We start from the raw sequence: 15,085 nt of genomic DNA, 5'->3' as shown, positions 1-15,085 counted from the left end.
AGCACCTGCCCCCGCACGAATCCGCGGGCCGCACGTCCCTTCAGTTCCCACCCGACCCCACCGTCAAACGCAGTGGGGACGCGCAGTTTGCAGTATGGCCACCGGCGGTGGGTCGCTCCGAGAATGGCTCCATGGTTCGCCAGGCCGTGCTCGACGGGATCGCCTCGATCGTGACGGCCTCCATGCTCGTGGCTGCGTGGGCGGCCGGGCGGCACGGCGGCCTCTGGTGACCTGACGCGTACGGTGCGGGCGCCGGCCCCGCGTCATACCGTGGGGCCATGCGGATCACCCACCTCGGCCATGCCTGCCTCCTCGTCGAGATCGGCGACGCGCGCATCCTGCTCGACCCGGGCACGTTCTCGCCGGCGGCAGCCGACCAGCGCGACCTCGACGCAGTCCTGGTGACCCACCAGCACGCCGACCACCTCGATGTCGACCGGTTGCCCGACCTGCTGGCGGCCAATGACGGCGCGCAGCTGCTGGTCGACCCGGAGTCGGCGGAGCTGCTGCGCGGCAAGGGGATCGAGGCGCAGCCGGTCGCGGGCGGCGACACCGCCACGGTCAAGGGCGTGACCGTCACGGGGGTGGGGGAGATGCACGCCCTCATCCACGACGAGGTCCCGAGGATCCACAACACCGGCATGCGGCTGTCCGCCGACGGTGAGCCGACGTTCTTCCACCCCGGCGACGCGCTCGACGCAGAGCCCGGCCAGGTGGACGTCCTCGCCTTCCCGCTCAGCGCCCCCTGGTCGCGCAGCCGGGACATGACCGCGTTCCTGCGCCGCCTCGAAGCGCCTCATGCGGTGCCGATCCACGACGCGATCCTCAGCGACGTGGGGCGCAAGCTCTACCTCACCCAGGCGGGCAACCTGGGCTGCGCCACGACCCGCATCCACGACCTCGCCGGCGGGCGCAGCGAGGACTTCACCACCTGAGCCGCGCGGCTTCGCTAGCGTCAGGGCATGCCGGACGACCAGATCGCCCTCCGCCTGCGGGGCCTGACCAAGCGCTTCGGGGCGATGACCGCGGTCGACCGCCTCGACCTCGACGTGCCGCGGGGCTCGTTCTTCGGGCTGGTCGGGCCGAACGGCGCAGGGAAGACCACCACGCTGTCCATGGCCACCGGGCTGCTGCGCCCCGACGCCGGCAGCGCCCACGTGCTCGGGACCGACGTCTGGGCCGACCCGGTCGCAGCCAAGGCCCGTATCGGCGTCCTCCCGGACGGCCTGCGCCTGTTCGACCGCCTCACCGGGCTCCAGCTGGTCACCTACGCCGGCCTCCTGCGCGGTATGGAGCGTGGGCTCGTCGCCCAGCGCGTCCGGGAGCTGCTCGCGGCGCTCGGCCTCACCGAGGCGCAGGACAAGCTCGTCATCGACTACTCCGCCGGCATGACGAAGAAGATCACCCTCGCGTGCGCCCTCGTCCACGCGCCCCGGCTGCTCGTCCTGGACGAGCCGTTCGAGGCGGTGGACCCGGTGTCCGCCCGCACCATCCGGGGCATCCTGGAGGACTTCGCGGCCAACGGCGGCACCGTCGTGCTGTCCAGCCACGTGATGGACCTCGTCGAGCGGATCTGCAGCCACGTCGCGATCATCGCCGGCGGCCAGGTCCGGGCCGTCGGCACCGTGGACGAGGTCCGCGGCGGCATGAGCCTCGACGACAGGTTCCTCGACCTCGTCGGGGGGAGCACGGACGTGGAGGGGCTCGCGTGGTTGCGCACCTCCTCCGACTGAAGCTCCACCTGCTGCGCAACGGCCTGCGCCGCAGCCCCGCGGCGCTGATCGGCATGGTCCTCGGGGTGCTCTACGGCGGGGGCATCGTCGTCGCCGTGGTCAGCGGTCTCATCGCCCTGCGCTTCGCGCCGGACGCCGAGCTCGCACGTGCCCTGGTCGTCGTGGGCGGTTCGGCCACGGTCGCCGGCTGGGCGCTCCTGCCGGTGGTCCTGTTCGGGATCGACCCCACCCTCGACCCCGCACGCTTCGCCACCTTCTCCGTCCGTGAGCGCACGCTGGCCCTCGGCCTGGCCCTGGGCGCCCTCGTCGGGCTGCCCGGCGTGGCCACCGTCGTCGTCGTGCTGGCCACCGTCTTCACCGGGTCGCGCACCCCGGTGGCCGCCCTGGTCGCCCTCCTCGGTGGCGTCCTCGGGCTCGCCAGCTGCGTGCTCGTGAGCCGCATCGTCGCCGGGGCCTCCTCGGCCGTGCTGGCGACACGTCGCGGTCGGGACGTCGCCGGGGTCGGCGGCCTGCTCGTGCTGCTCAGCCTCGGCCCGGTCGCCGGGCTGGTCAACGACGGGGGCATCACCGTCGCCGGCCTCAAGACGCTCGGCCGCGTGCTCGCCTGGACCCCGCTCGGCTGGGCCTGGGCGGCGTCGGGTGACGTCGTGGCCGGTGACTGGGGCGTTGCCGGTATCCGCCTCCTCCTCGCGGCGGCCCTCTGCCTGGTCCTCTTCGCGGTCTGGGAGCGGCTGCTCGTGGCGGTGCTGCGCAACCCGCACTCCACGGCCGCCAGTGGCTCCGGTGGCGCTCGCCGCGGCCTCGGCCTGTTCGCGCGGCTGCCCGGTACGCCCATGGGCGCGATCGCCGCGCGGGCCGGCACCTACTGGCTGCGCGACCCACGGTTCAACTTCCCCGCCATCATGACCACCCTGCTGCCGGCCGGCCTGCTCTTCCCCGGCATGGCGGGCTCCCACCTGGCGCTCGCGGCGATGCCGCTGGTGTCCGCCTACCTCATCGGCTGGGGGCAGCACAACGACGTCGGGTACGACTCGACCGCCTTCTGGCTCCACGTCGCCTCCGGCGTCGACGGGGTCGCGGACCGGGTGGGTCGGCTGTTCCCCTCCGCGGTACTGGCGTTGGTGTGCGTCCCGGGGTACGCGGTGCTCGGCCCGCTCGTGGGCGGCTCGTGGGCGCTGCTGCCGGCATCGCTCGGCGCAGGGATCGGCCTGGCCCTCAGCGGGTTCGCGGTGGCGTGCGTGACCAGTGCGGTCAAGCAGTACGCCGTGCCGGTGCCGGGCGAGAGCCCCTTCAGCAGCAGGCCGGGGTCGGTGGGGGTCACCTTCGCGGTGCAGACGGTCTGCGGCGGCGCCGTGGTCGTGCTGTCGCTGCCGGTCCTGGTCCTGGCCGGCCTGGCCTTCTTCGGCTGGCACTGGGCCGGCTGGGCGGCACTGGTCGTCGGGCCCGTCGTGGGAGTGCTGGCCTTCGTCGCCGGGGTTCGCCTCGGGGCGAGCCTGTTCGGTCGGCGCCAGGCCGACCTGCTCCAGGACCTCGTCTCGATGGCCTGACCCTCCGAACCGCCCGGGTCCGCTCGGGTCAGGCCTCAGTGCTGGCGGCGGTCGTGCTCCTCGTGGGCGAGGTGCGCGGCGCCGATGATGCCGGCCTTGTTCTGCAGGGTCGCGGCCACGATCGGGGTCTTGAGCTTGAGCAGCGGCAGGAACTGCTCGGCGTCCTTGGACACCCCGCCGCCCACGACGAAAAGGTCCGGCCAGAGCAGCGCCTCGACGTGGCTGTAGTAGCGCTGGAGCCGCTTGGCCCACTCCGGGTAGCTCAGATCCTCCTTGTCCTTGACCGAGGAGGCGGCCCTGGACTCGGCGTCGTAGCCGTCGATCTCGAGGTGGCCGAGCTCGGAGTTGGGGATGAGCTTGCCGTCGTAGATCAGGGCCGAGCCGATCCCGGTGCCCAGGGTCGTCATGACGACCAGACCCTGGTGTCCCTTGGCTGCGCCGTAGTGCATCTCGGCCACGCCGGCGGCGTCGGCGTCGTTGACCAGGACGATGTCGTGCCCGAGCTTCGCCTCGAGCATCGGCTCGGCGTCGAAGTCGAGCCAGGACTTGTCGATGTTCGCGGCCGAGCGCACCACGCCGTGGGTGACGACACCGGGGATGGTGACACCGATGGGGGAGTCACCCCGGACGTCCTCGAAGTGCTCGACCACCTGGTTGATGACGTTGGCGACCGCCTCGGGCGTCGACACCACCGGGGTGTCGATGCGCAGCCGCTTGGCCGCGAACGTCCCCTCGGACAGGTCGACCGGCGCACCCTTGATCCCGCTGCCGCCGACGTCGATCCCGAGCGGGAGTCCCTGCTTCTCGTGCTTGGCCATGGTGTGCCGCCTCCTTGCGGCCGCCGTGCGTCGGGGTGGAGCTGGTCAGGGCAGGGTCAGGATCTCGTTGCCGTGCTCGGTGATGAGGATGGTGTGCTCGAACTGCGCCGAACGTCGGCGGTCCTTGGTGACCACGGTCCAGCCGTCGTCCCACATCTCCCAGTCGGGCGTCCCGAGGTTGAGCATGGGCTCGATGGTGAACGTCATGCCCGGCTCGATCACCGTGGCGTACGAGGGGGCAGCGTCGTAGTGGGGGATGACCAGGCCGCTGTGGAACGACCGGCCGATGCCGTGGCCCGTGAAGTCGCGCACGACGCCGTAGCCGAAACGCTTGGCATAGCTCTGGATGACCCGGCCGATGATGTTGATCTCCCGGCCCGGGACCGCTGCCTTGATGCCGCGCATCATCGCCTCGCGGGTGCGCTCGACCAGCAGGCGGGACTCCTCGTCGACGTCGCCGACGAGGTAGGTGGCATCGGTGTCACCGTGCACGCCACCGATGTAGGCGGTGATGTCGATGTTGACGATGTCGCCGTCCTCGAGCGGGCGGCTGTCCGGGATGCCGTGGCAGATGACCTCGTTGACCGACGTGCACAGCGACTTCGGGAAGCCCTTGTAGCCGAGGGTCGAGGGGTAGGCGCCGTGGTCCATGAGGAACTCGTGCCCGACTCGGTCGACCTCGTCCGTCGTCACCCCTGGCGAGATGACGGCCGCGGCGACGGCCATGGCCTGGGCGGCGATCCGTCCCGCCACGCGCATCTTCTCGATCGTCTCGGCGTCCTTGACGTCGCCGCCCTCCTCGCGCACCGGCGCCGGCCGGTCGACGTACTCGGGCCGCTCGATGGTGGTGGGCACCGGGCGGCGCGGAGACACCTCTCCGGGGGCCACGCTTGCGTACGTCAACGGCATACGGTGGAGTCTAGAGAGGTCCACAGATCCGTCGAGTTGGAGGCACCCCATGGCTTACTGGTTCAACGTCGATACGCGTCAGGTCGAGACCGACGACAACAAGAGCCAGGGGGACCACCTCATGGGCCCCTACGACACCCAGGACGCGGCGTCCCGCGCCCTCGACAGCGCGCGCGAGCGCTCGGAGAAGTGGGACGCCGAGGACCGCGCCTGGGAAGAGGGCCGCTCCGAGGACTGACCGCCGGTCAGCCTCGTCAGTCCGCGAGCCGGTGCACCGAGACCGCGTAGCCGCCGCCCTCGTGCCAGGCCGTCCGGTCCCACGCGCCATGGCGCCGGACGAACGTCAGCCCGGTCACCTCGCAGGCCCGGTCGTAGTCCGCCAGCGGCGTGACGGGGCAGCCCTGCGGCAGGTGCGCGGCGTCCAGCCCGAAGCCGGCGACGAGCAGGCCGCCCGGCTGGAGGTGGGCAGCGATGCGCTCCACCGTCGACAGCAGCGTGCCCGGGGCCAGCAGCGGGATGACGTTGCCGGCGAGCACAGCCATCTCGAACGCCTGGGAGCGCAGCTGCAGCCGGCTGAGGTCCTGGCGCACCCAGGTGGTCGACGGGTCACGCTGCTCGGCCACCTCGATCATCGCGGCGTCAGCGTCGACGCCGGTGCAGTGGTAGCCGAGCGCGGTGAGCTGGATGGCGACCCGGCCCGTGCCGCAGCCCGCGTCCAGGACCCGGACGGGCGGGCTCATCAACGAGGCGACGAACGCCGCCTCACCATGGATGTCCATGCCCTTGGCGGCCAGGTCGTCGAAGCGCTGCTGGTAGGCCGTGGCGGCGCCGGGTCCCCCGGACACCTCGGACCAGCGCGTACGCGGCTCCATCTCGGTCATGCTCGCTCACCTCTTCCTCCCACGGCGGACACCCAGCCTAGGTTCCGTTGGGACGCAGCGGAACCCGTCCCGACGGTCACTCGCCCAGCTCACGGAGCCCGGGCAGCACGCGGTCGGCTAACGTCGTCAGGAACCGCGACTGGTCGGCGCCCGGGCCGTGGAAGACCAGGTGGTTGAAACCGAGGTCGACGTAGGGCCGCACGGCGTCGACGACCTCCTCCGGGTCGTCGGTGACGATCCACCGCGACGCCACCTGCTCGTCGGGCAGGTCGTCGCCGAGGCGCTCCATCTCCATCGGGTCGGTCGTCCCGTGCTTCTGCTCCGCAGTGAGCGACAGCGCCGCCCAGAAGCGGCAGTTCGCCACGGCCTGCTCACGGTCGGGGTCCCAGGAGAGCTTGACCTCGATCATCCGGTCGAGGTCCTCGCGGGTGCGCCCCGACTTCTCCAGCCCCTCGTCCACTGCGGGCAGCAGCTTGTCGCGGTAGAGCTCCTCGCCCTTGCCGGACGTGCAGATGAACCCGTCACCAGCCCGCCCGGCGTAGCGCGCGACCAGCGGTCCACCGGCTGCGACGTAGACGGGCACGGGCTGGTCCGGCTTGTCGTAGACGGTCGCGTCGGTGGTGCGGTAGTAGTCGCCCTCGAACGTCACCCGGTCCTCGGTCCAGAGCCGGCGCATCAGCGTGACGGCCTCGCGCAGCCGGGCGAACCGCTCCTTGAACTCCGGCCACTCCTCGACCGACCCGACGACGACCTCGTTGAGTGCCTCGCCGGTGCCGATGCCGAGCATCAGGCGGCCCGGCTGCAGGCACGCGAGGGTGCCGAAGGCCTGCGCCACGACCGCCGGGTTGTAGCGGAACGTCGGAGTCATGACCGAGGTGCCGATCTGCACCCGCTCGGTGCGCTCGCCGAGGGCGGCGAGCCACGCCAGGGAGAACGGCGCGTGCCCACCGTGGTGGCGCCAGGGCTGGAAGTGGTCGGAGACCATGACGCTGTCGAGCCCGAGCTGCTCCGCCTGGACGGCGAAGTCGAGCAGCTCCCGGGGGGAGAACTGCTCGGCGGAGGCCTTGTACCCGATGCGCAGCGTCATGCGCCCCACCGTATGCCGCGCACGGCGGCGGCGCGCTGCCCGGGCGCCACGTGCGCGTGGCAGGGTCCTCCCATGGACACCGACGCCCCGCCGCTGACCGATCTCGAGACCAAGGTGCTCCAGGCGCTCGACCCCGAGGCGATGCTGGCCGACCTCGCCGAGCTCGTCGCGTTCGCCCCGGTGGGCGGGACCGACGGTGAGGACGCGGTGCAGCGCTGGTGCGCCCGGCGGCTGCGCGAGCTCGGGTTCACGGTGCACGAGTGGGACGTCGACCTGGCCGCGGCGCGCAGCAGCGCCGCCTACCCGGGCGAGGAGGTGCGGCGCGACCGCCTCGTCGGGGTCGTCGGGCAGCGAGGCGGCGCGGAGGGAGAAGCGCCTGCCCTGGTCCTGTGCGGCCACACCGACGTCGTGCCCGCAGGTGACCCCGGCCGGTGGGGCAGCGACCCGTTCGCCCTGCAGGTCCACGGAGACGGCGACGTGCGCGTGCTCACCGGTCGGGGGACCTGCGACATGCTCGGTGGCGTCGCGGCCGTCCTCGCCGCCGCCCGCGCCCTCGCCTCCTGCGGGGTGGAGACCAGCCGTGGCCTCGCGGTGCACCTCGTCAGCGGTGAGGAGGACGGTGGCGTCGGCGCCTGGTCCACCCTCGCCGCCGGCCACCGCGGAGACGCCTGCGTCATCGCCGAGCCCACGGGCGGTGCCGTCATCCCGGCCAACGCCGGCTCGCTGACGTTCCGCCTCGAGGTGCCGGGGCGCTCGGCCCACGGGTCCACCCGCACCCTCGGAGAGAGCGCGGTGGACCACTTCGTCGGGGTGCTCGCGACCCTGCGCTCACTGGAGGCGGCCCGCAACGCGCACGCGCCCTACGACTTCGCCCACCTCGACCTCGTCGCGCCCATCGCGGTCGGCATCGTCAGGGCGGGGGAGTGGGCGAGCACCGTCCCCGACCGGCTCGTGGCAGAGGGCCGGTACGGCGTGCTGCCGGGCGAGCCCTTGGAGGAGGCCCGCGCGGCGTTCGAGGCCGCGGTGGCCGCGACCGGTGACCAGGACCCCTGGCTGCGCGAGCACCCGGTGGTCGTGAGCTGGCCGGGTGGCGCGTTCGCCTCGGGAGCCCTGCCCGACGGGCACCCGCTGCTCGAGGAGACTTGTGCCGCAGCCACCTCGGCAGGTGCCGGCCGACCACGGGTCGAGGGGGCTCCCTACGGCTCGGACCTGCGGCACTACGCGGAGCGCGGCATCCCGACGCTGCAGTACGGGCCGGGATCGCTCGGTGCGGCGCACGCGGTCGACGAGTCGGTGACCGCCCGCGAGCTCATGACCTGTGCGCGCACCTACGCGCTGCTGGCCCTGCGCCGCTGCGGCGCGACCGCCCCCTAGGGACGAGCGCGCCGCAGCAGCACCGTGGCTCAGCAGGAGGGTCAGGTCAGAAGACGATCCCTCGCGCGGCGAACTTGTCCTTGACGAGCTTGGCCGCGGCGGCGCCGTCGTGGGCCAGTGCCTCGGTGTACGTCGCCTTCGCCGCAGCCGAGAAGCTGGTGTCGGGCGCGTAGCTGAACTGGCTGTTGACCAGGGTGCGGTCCCACGCGGCCGTCGTCTTGCCGAGCGACACGTAGCCCTTGCGGATCTCCCACAGCGCCTGGCTCCAGATCTGCCCGTCGTAGTGCACCTCGCCCTTCTTGTCGGCCACCGTGAGGTTGAGGTCGAAACGCCGGATGCAGTGCGGCGCAGCGGTGTACGACGTGGAGTCCCAGTCCATGGGGCACGCCTCCTGCGCCTTCATCGGCCAGCCGTACTGCTTGTCGGCGGCCAGGCCGACGGACACCGCGAGGTAGTCGCCGAAGGACTCGCCGATCGAGCCCGCCTCCTCGCTGGTGCCGTAGCCGGGGACCTGCGAGGCGTGCACGGCGTGGCCGTACTCGTGGACGATGACCTCGGCGTCCTCCGCGTCGTCGACGCCGCCCTTGCCGAGACGGATCCGGTAGGGCTTGTCGGTCTGGTAGGAGTTGTCGCCGCCGTACTGGTCGACCTTGACGCTGAACTGCTCCTTCACCACGCCGGGCAGCGTGGACCCGAACCCGAGGGACTGCAGGTACTCCTGCGCCTGGTTGACCCAGAAGTAGGCCATCACCTGCTCGAACTGGTCCTGGTGGCGCGTGTAGTCGAACGTGTTGGTGGTGCTGAACGCCGGTGTCCCCGTAGCCGACTCGACCTGGACCCACGACCCGCGCAGGTAACCGGAGCCGTCGAGGTTGCGCAGCGGGACGGTGGCGTAGGCCGACGCGGGGACCGCGGCGTCGGAGTCCTTCTGGTCGGTCAGGGACTGGTCGCCCGAGGACTGCACCGGGTTGACCATGAACACCGATCCGCGGCCGGTGGTGGATCCGCTGCCGGCCTTGGTCGCCTGGGCCGGTGCTGCGGCCAGGCACAGGGCCAGCGCGGTGGCGCCGACGGCAAGGGCACTGGCGGTACGTCGGGTGGGGGTCACGTGGGTCCTCCGCTCACGAGGGTGCGGCCCCGCCGGGTCCGGTCGGGGTCCACCGGTGGACGTTAGCCCGCCGGTGGCCCTGGTGGGGTCCTACGCGTGGTGGAGCTACTCGAGAAAGGAGTGCTCGGACGCGGGGAACGCGCCGGAGGCGACGTCGGCGGCATACGCGGAGGCAGCCCGACCGAGCTCGCCGCGCAGGTCGGCGTACTTCTTGACGAAGCGCGGGGCCTTGCCGCCCCGCAGGCCGGCCATGTCCTGCCAGACGAGGACCTGGGCGTCGCACTCCGGGCCGGCGCCGATGCCGATCGTGGGGATGGACAGCACCTCGGTGACCCTCGCCGCCAGCGGTGCCGGGACCATCTCCATGACGACGGCGAAGCAGCCGGCCTCCTGCAGGGCCAGCGCGTCCTCGACGAGGCGGTCGGCGGAGTCGCCGCGGCCCTGCACCTTGTAGCCGCCCAGGACGTGCTCGCTCTGGGGGGTGAAGCCGATGTGGCCCATGACGGGGATGCCGGCACGGACGAGCAGCTCGACCTCGGGCACCATCGACGCGCCGCCCTCGAGCTTGACCGCGTGCGCCATGCCCTCCTTCATGAACCGGGTCGCCGTGGCGAGGGCCTGCTGCGGGCTGGCCTGGTAGGACCCGAAGGGGAGGTCGGCGACGACCATCGCGCGTCGCGCCGAGGAGGTGACCGCGCGCACGAGGGGCACGAGGTGGTCGACGGTCACGGGCACGGTGGTCTCGAAGCCGTAGACGTTGTTGCCGGCCGAGTCGCCCACGAGCAGGACGGGGATCCCTGCCTCGTCGAAGATCTCTGCGGCATACATGTCGTAGGCGGTGAGCATCGCCCACTTCTCGCCGCGCTCCTTCATGGCCTGCAGGTGCGGGACCCGGACCCGGCGCTGCGGGGCGGCCTGCGCGCCCGTGCCGTAGGGGGCCGTGACCTCGGTCGGGGTGCTCGTCGTCGAGGGGTGGTCGCTCATGCAGGCATCCTAGGAGGAGGCGCCCGGGCGGCCCGTGCGCCGGCCCACGAGAGGGCTCGGTACCACCTGTCGGGCCGTTCGTGCGGAATGCGCCTCCAGTTGTCATTCACAGAACATCAATAGGCCGAACGGGTGAATCTCTTTACCGAGTCCTGACCATTCCAGACATTCCGTATGGCCTGATCCCGTGTTTGGGTCGTCCCTATGTGTGTCGGAACCCGGCGTGCAGACGTGAATGTCAATTGGAGGATCAGTGAAGAGACGTTACGTGAGCGTTCTCTCGGGGGTGGCTGTCGCAGCCGTCGCCATGAGCATGGCTTCGGCACCTGCGCAGGCAAAGCCTGCCCCCAAGGTGGCCAGCGAGCCCAACTACCAGAACCGTTCCCACGACCTGCCCAACCCGCTCGGTGACGCCCAGCGCGACCTGCGCGAGGAGGCGGTCAAGCAGCTCATCAAGGGTGAGGCCACGACCGAGACCCGCGGTGGCGAGCGGGTCATCAAGGTGAAGGGCAGCAAGAACGCCAAGGCCAAGGGCACCAAGGCCGCCAAGGACAAGTACGTCGACTGGCCCGTCAACCGCGAGGAGGACATCTTCACCGTCCTCGCCGACTTCGGCAGCCAGACCAAGCCTGTCACGGGCGGCACGGCCGGTCCGGTGCACAACCAGATCCCGTCGCCCGACCGCAAGTGGGACGGCAGCAAGACCGACGACAACTCCACGTACTGGACCGCGGACTTCAACCGCGAGCACTACCTGGACATGATGTTCGGCGAGGGGGAGTCGTTCAAGGACTTCTACACCAAGCTCTCCAACGGCCGCTTCCTGGCCAAGGGCGACGTCTCCAACTGGGTCCAGGTGCCCTACAACGAGTCCGCCTACGGCAGCAACAACCAGAGCGACGCCGCCGGCTACTGGCCGTTCATCGCCGACACCGCGACGGCTTGGTACAACGACCAGAAGGCGCAGGGCAAGACCGACGCCGAGATCAAGACCTACCTGTCGCAGTTCGACAAGATCGACCGCTACGACTACGACGGTGACGGCAACTTCAACGAGCCCGACGGCTACATCGACCACTTCCAGGCCATCCACGCCGGTGAGGGCGAGGAGGCCGGTGGTGGCGCGCAGGGCGAGGACGCCATCTGGTCGCACCGCTGGTACGCCTACTCCAACAACCAGGGCAAGACCGGCCCCGCCGGCAACCTGCTCGGTGGCGTGCCGCTCGGCAACTCCGGCATGTGGATCGGTGACTACACCACCGAGCCCGAGAACGGTGGCCTCGGTGTGTTCGCGCACGAGTTCGGCCACGACCTCGGCCTGCCGGACCTCTACGACACCGCGGGTGGCGACAACGGCACCGGCTTCTGGACGCTGATGTCCGGTGGCTCGTGGCTCAACCACGGCACCGACTCGATCGGCACCACCCCCGGCAACATGGGTGCGTGGGAGAAGCTGCAGCTCGGCTGGCTCGACTACCAGCAGGTCGACTACGGCTACGACCGTGACGTCAAGGTCGGCCCGGCCGACCGTGACAGCAAGACGCTGCCGCAGGCCCTGCTGGTCAACCTCCCGGACAAGACCGTGGCGACCAGCTACAACAAGCCGCACAGCGGTGCCACCGAGTGGTGGGGCGGTTCCGCCGACAGCCTCAACAGCACGCTGACCCGGACCATCGACCTCACGGGCAAGACGTCCGCCTCGATCTCGGCCTGGATGCAGTACAACATCGAGCAGGACTACGACGCCCTGTACGCCGAGGCCTCCACCAACGGTGGCAGCACCTGGGAGCAGGTCGGCGACCTCGTCGACGGGCCGGCCGGCAACGCCGCGCTGACCCCGTGGGCCCAGAAGACCTGGGACCTGTCCAAGTACGCGGGCCAGAGCATCAGCTTCCGGTTCCGCTACGCGACCGACGGCGGCCTGCACTACCAGGGCCCGTTCCTGGACGACATCACCATCACCGCCAACGGCGCCCCGGTCCTGACCGACGACGTCGAGAACGGTGACAACGGCTGGACCGCGTCCGGCTTCACCCGCATGGGTGGCTCGACCTCCAAGGTGGTGCAGCACTACTACCTGGCCGAGAACCGCGTCTACAACGGCTACGACAAGACGCTGAAGACCGGGCCGTACAACTTCGGCTGGTCCAACACCCGTCCTGACTGGGTGGAGCGGTTCCCGTACCAGAACGGCCTGCTGGTCACCTATGTCGACGGGCAGTACAGCGACAACAACACCAGCGTGCACCCGGGCCACGGCCTCGTGCTCCCGGTGGATGCCCGCTACCTGCCGATCAAGTTCCCGAACGGGACCCTGCTCGGCAACCGTCGCCAGCCGTTCGACGCCACCTTCGGGCAGGAGAAGACCGACGCGGTCACCTTCCACCTCAACGGTGTGCCGACCACGGTGAAGTCGAGCAAGGCCATCCCGACCTTCTACGACCTCGACAAGAAGGCGTACTGGACCGCGGACAACCCGATGAACTCCGTCCAGGTGGCCGGTTCGGGCACGAGCATCACGGTGGCCAAGACCACCAACCACGCGCAGGACATGACGCTCAAGGTGCGCTTCGACAAGTAGCCACCACGCCGGCCACGGCCGGTGAGCGGCACCCTCACGGCAGGGCCCCGGGACACGTCCCGGGGCCCTGTTCCGTGCTGTCCGGGTGGTGGCGGCCGGGCCGGGGCACCAGACTCGGGCGCGAGGGCGCCCGGCCGGGTGCTCCCACCACGGACGAGGAGGTTGCGGGAGATGACTGAGGGCTTCGAGGTCGGACACGCCAGTGGCGAGCTGGACGACGCGACGCGGCACGCGCTGGTGGCTGCACAGCTGCGCGGCGAGGAGAAGGCCAAGGGCCGCGACCCGGAGGCCGTCATCGCCGCCGTCGCCGAGGAGATCCGTGGCCTGGGCCTCGAGCCCGACCAGCAGGAGCTCGAGCGCCGGTACGCCGCCATCGACCCTGACCTCCCCGTGACCAGCGACACCGAGCAGGCGCGCGAGGACACGCAGACCGGGGAGCCCGTGGAGCAGGAGCCCACTCCGTAGGCTGCCGGGCGTGATCTACGACGACGTCGTCATCGGAGCCGGCCACAACGGGCTCACCACCGCTGCCTACCTAGCCCGGGCGGGGCGCACCGTCCTGGTGCTGGAGGCCGCCGACCACGTCGGCGGGGCGGCGGTGTCGGCGCAGGCGTTCCCCGGTGTGGACGCGCGCCTGTCGCGCTACTCCTACCTGGTCTCGCTGCTGCCGCGACAGGTGATGGCCGACCTCGACCTGGATGTCCGGCTGATCCGGCGCCGCTACTCGTCCTTCACGCCCGTGCCGGGCGATCCGACGCGGGGGCTGCTCGTCGACCACGGGGACCCCGGCGCGACAGCCGCCGGCTTCGAGGCGCTCACCGGCAGCCGCGCCGAGTACGCCGCGTGGCAGGACTTCTACGGGCGGGTGCAGCGCCTCGCCGAGCGGGTCTTTCCCACGGTCCTGGAACCCCTGCGCACCCAGGCCGACCTGGCCGCCCGGGTCGGCGACGACGCGCTGTGGGAGGCGCTGGTGCGCCGCCCGCTCGGCGAGGTGCTCGAGCAGACCTTCGGTGACGACACGGTGCGCGGCGTCGTGGCGACCGACGCGCTGATCGGCACGTTCGCGGACCTGCGGGGCGCGGACCTGCGGCAGAACGTCTGCTTCCTCTACCACCTCATCGGCGGCGGCACGGGCGACTGGGACGTGCCCGTGGGTGGCATGGGCGCTGTCACCGACGGACTGGCCCGAACCGCCGTGGCCGCAGGTGCCGAGATCCGCACGGGGACAAGGGTGCTCGCGGTCGACCCCGACGGAGAGGTGTCCTGGGAGGGCGGCTCGGCCCGCGCCCGTACCATCCACGCCGCCTGTGCGCCGGCGGTCCTCAACCGGTTGCTGGAGGCCGCGGGCGCCGCCGCCGTGGAGACCGAGGTGGAGCCCGAGGGTGCCCAGCTCAAGGTCAACATGCTGCTGTCGCGGCTGCCACGACTGCGCGACGCCTCGGTCGACCCGGCCGGTGCGTTCGCCGGCACGTTCCACATCAACGAGGGCTACGGCCAGCTGCAGGAGTCGTGGGCGGCGGCGTCCGCGGGCCGGGTGCCCCAGCTGCCGCCGTGCGAGATCTACTGCCACAGCCTGTCCGACCGCTCGATCCTCGGTCCCGAGCTCGCCGCGACCGACGCCCAGACGCTGACGCTGTTCGGGCTTCACCTGCCGGCCCGGCTGTTCCGGGGCTCGCCCGAGGACCACGACGCGGTCAAGGACCTGGCGCTCGCCCGCACGCTGGAGTCGCTCAACTCGGTGCTGGCCGAGCCCATCCAGGACGTGCTGCTGCGCGACGGCGACGGCGCCTACTGCCTCGAGGCGCGGACCCCGGTCGAGCTCGAGGCCGACCTCGGGCTCCCCGGCGGCAACATCTTCCACCGCTCGCTCCAGTGGCCCTGGGCGGAGCAGGAGTCCGAGGTGGGCACCTGGGGCGTCGAGACCCGGCACGCGAAGGTGCGGGTGTCCGGGGCCGGGGCGCGTCGTGGTGGTGGCGTCAGCGGCATCCCGGGCCACAACAGCGCGCAGTCGGTTCTCACGGGCTGAGCGCTGCGGCGCTGCGAGGCGCACCGCGGCGCACGAC

At 71.4% G+C, this 15,085-nt stretch carries 14 protein-coding genes; 8 read left to right on the top strand and 6 right to left on the bottom strand.

From position 1 onward, the window contains the following. Positions 1-278 precede the first annotated feature (278 nt). Genes ASG70_RS14210 through ASG70_RS14200 form a run of 3 tightly spaced genes read left to right on the top strand, consistent with a single transcriptional unit; the run spans position 279 to position 3,280 of the window. Positions 279-935 carry an MBL fold metallo-hydrolase gene (locus ASG70_RS14210; protein WP_056884525.1) on the top strand — a complete coding sequence of 219 codons (657 nt, stop codon included), beginning with the start codon at positions 279-281 and terminating at the stop codon, positions 933-935. 27 nt (positions 936-962) lie between these two features. After that, positions 963-1,733 carry an ABC transporter ATP-binding protein gene (locus ASG70_RS14205; protein WP_056884524.1) on the top strand — a complete coding sequence of 257 codons (771 nt, stop codon included), beginning with the start codon at positions 963-965 and terminating at the stop codon, positions 1,731-1,733. Continuing rightward, a complete protein-coding gene (locus ASG70_RS14200) occupies positions 1,709-3,280 on the top strand; it encodes a hypothetical protein (RefSeq protein WP_056884523.1) in 1,572 nt (523 codons plus the stop codon). The genes ASG70_RS14205 and ASG70_RS14200 overlap by 25 nt, the downstream gene beginning before the upstream one ends. Before the next feature lie 35 nt (positions 3,281-3,315). On the opposite strand, the gene ppgK is transcribed toward ASG70_RS14200, so the two are convergent. Both ppgK and map read right to left on the bottom strand, forming a co-directional pair. Beyond that, positions 3,316-4,098 (bottom strand): polyphosphate--glucose phosphotransferase, encoded by a 783-nt coding sequence (gene ppgK / locus ASG70_RS14195; RefSeq protein ID WP_056884522.1) that lies wholly within the window; start codon positions 4,096-4,098, stop codon positions 3,316-3,318. 45 nt (positions 4,099-4,143) lie between these two features. Next, positions 4,144-5,007 carry a type I methionyl aminopeptidase gene (map, locus tag ASG70_RS14190; RefSeq protein WP_056884521.1) on the bottom strand — a complete coding sequence of 288 codons (864 nt, stop codon included), beginning with the start codon at positions 5,005-5,007 and terminating at the stop codon, positions 4,144-4,146. Between the two features lie 49 nt (positions 5,008-5,056). Here map and ASG70_RS14185 point away from each other — a divergent pair, with 49 nt between their 5' ends. Then, entirely contained in the window at positions 5,057-5,245 is a 189-nt protein-coding gene (locus ASG70_RS14185) for a hypothetical protein (protein WP_056884520.1), read from the top strand. Positions 5,246-5,261: 16 nt separating this feature from the next. Here ASG70_RS14185 and ASG70_RS14180 read toward each other — a convergent pair whose 3' ends face one another. Next, the gene (locus ASG70_RS14180) at positions 5,262-5,888 is read right to left on the bottom strand and encodes a bifunctional 2-polyprenyl-6-hydroxyphenol methylase/3-demethylubiquinol 3-O-methyltransferase UbiG (protein WP_056884519.1); all 627 of its coding nucleotides are present in this window, start codon (positions 5,886-5,888) and stop codon (positions 5,262-5,264) included. Between the two features lie 76 nt (positions 5,889-5,964). Beyond that, positions 5,965-6,975 (bottom strand): glucose-6-phosphate dehydrogenase (coenzyme-F420), encoded by a 1,011-nt coding sequence (gene fgd / locus ASG70_RS14175; protein ID WP_056884518.1) that lies wholly within the window; start codon positions 6,973-6,975, stop codon positions 5,965-5,967. Between the two features lie 72 nt (positions 6,976-7,047). Here fgd and ASG70_RS14170 point away from each other — a divergent pair, with 72 nt between their 5' ends. After that, positions 7,048-8,349, top strand: a complete 1,302-nt coding sequence (locus ASG70_RS14170) for an ArgE/DapE family deacylase (protein ID WP_056884517.1) — start codon at positions 7,048-7,050, stop codon at positions 8,347-8,349. 46 nt (positions 8,350-8,395) lie between these two features. On the opposite strand, the gene ASG70_RS14165 is transcribed toward ASG70_RS14170, so the two are convergent. Beyond that, positions 8,396-9,457: a M36 family metallopeptidase gene (locus ASG70_RS14165; protein WP_056884516.1), complete on the bottom strand. Its 1,062-nt coding sequence runs from the start codon at positions 9,455-9,457 to the stop codon at positions 8,396-8,398. 105 nt (positions 9,458-9,562) lie between these two features. Next, complete coding sequence (gene panB / locus ASG70_RS14160) at positions 9,563-10,441, bottom strand: 3-methyl-2-oxobutanoate hydroxymethyltransferase (protein ID WP_056884515.1); 879 nt, start codon at positions 10,439-10,441, stop codon at positions 9,563-9,565. Between the two features lie 268 nt (positions 10,442-10,709). Between panB and ASG70_RS14155 the strand changes: the two genes are divergently transcribed. From ASG70_RS14155 to ASG70_RS14145, 3 genes are all read left to right on the top strand, one after another. Then, positions 10,710-13,022, top strand: a complete 2,313-nt coding sequence (locus ASG70_RS14155; RefSeq protein ID WP_369818919.1) for an immune inhibitor A domain-containing protein — start codon at positions 10,710-10,712, stop codon at positions 13,020-13,022. Positions 13,023-13,193: 171 nt separating this feature from the next. Next, the gene (locus ASG70_RS14150) at positions 13,194-13,487 is read left to right on the top strand and encodes a hypothetical protein (protein ID WP_056884513.1); all 294 of its coding nucleotides are present in this window, start codon (positions 13,194-13,196) and stop codon (positions 13,485-13,487) included. A 10-nt stretch (positions 13,488-13,497) separates the two neighbouring features. Continuing rightward, positions 13,498-15,048 (top strand): NAD(P)/FAD-dependent oxidoreductase, encoded by a 1,551-nt coding sequence (locus ASG70_RS14145; protein WP_082590814.1) that lies wholly within the window; start codon positions 13,498-13,500, stop codon positions 15,046-15,048. Positions 15,049-15,085 lie beyond the last annotated feature (37 nt).

The sequence above is a fragment of the Phycicoccus sp. Soil748 genome, assembly GCF_001428025.1.
Lineage (GTDB): Bacteria > Actinomycetota > Actinomycetes > Actinomycetales > Dermatophilaceae > Pedococcus.
This window is presented reverse-complemented; position numbering and strand designations above follow the sequence as displayed.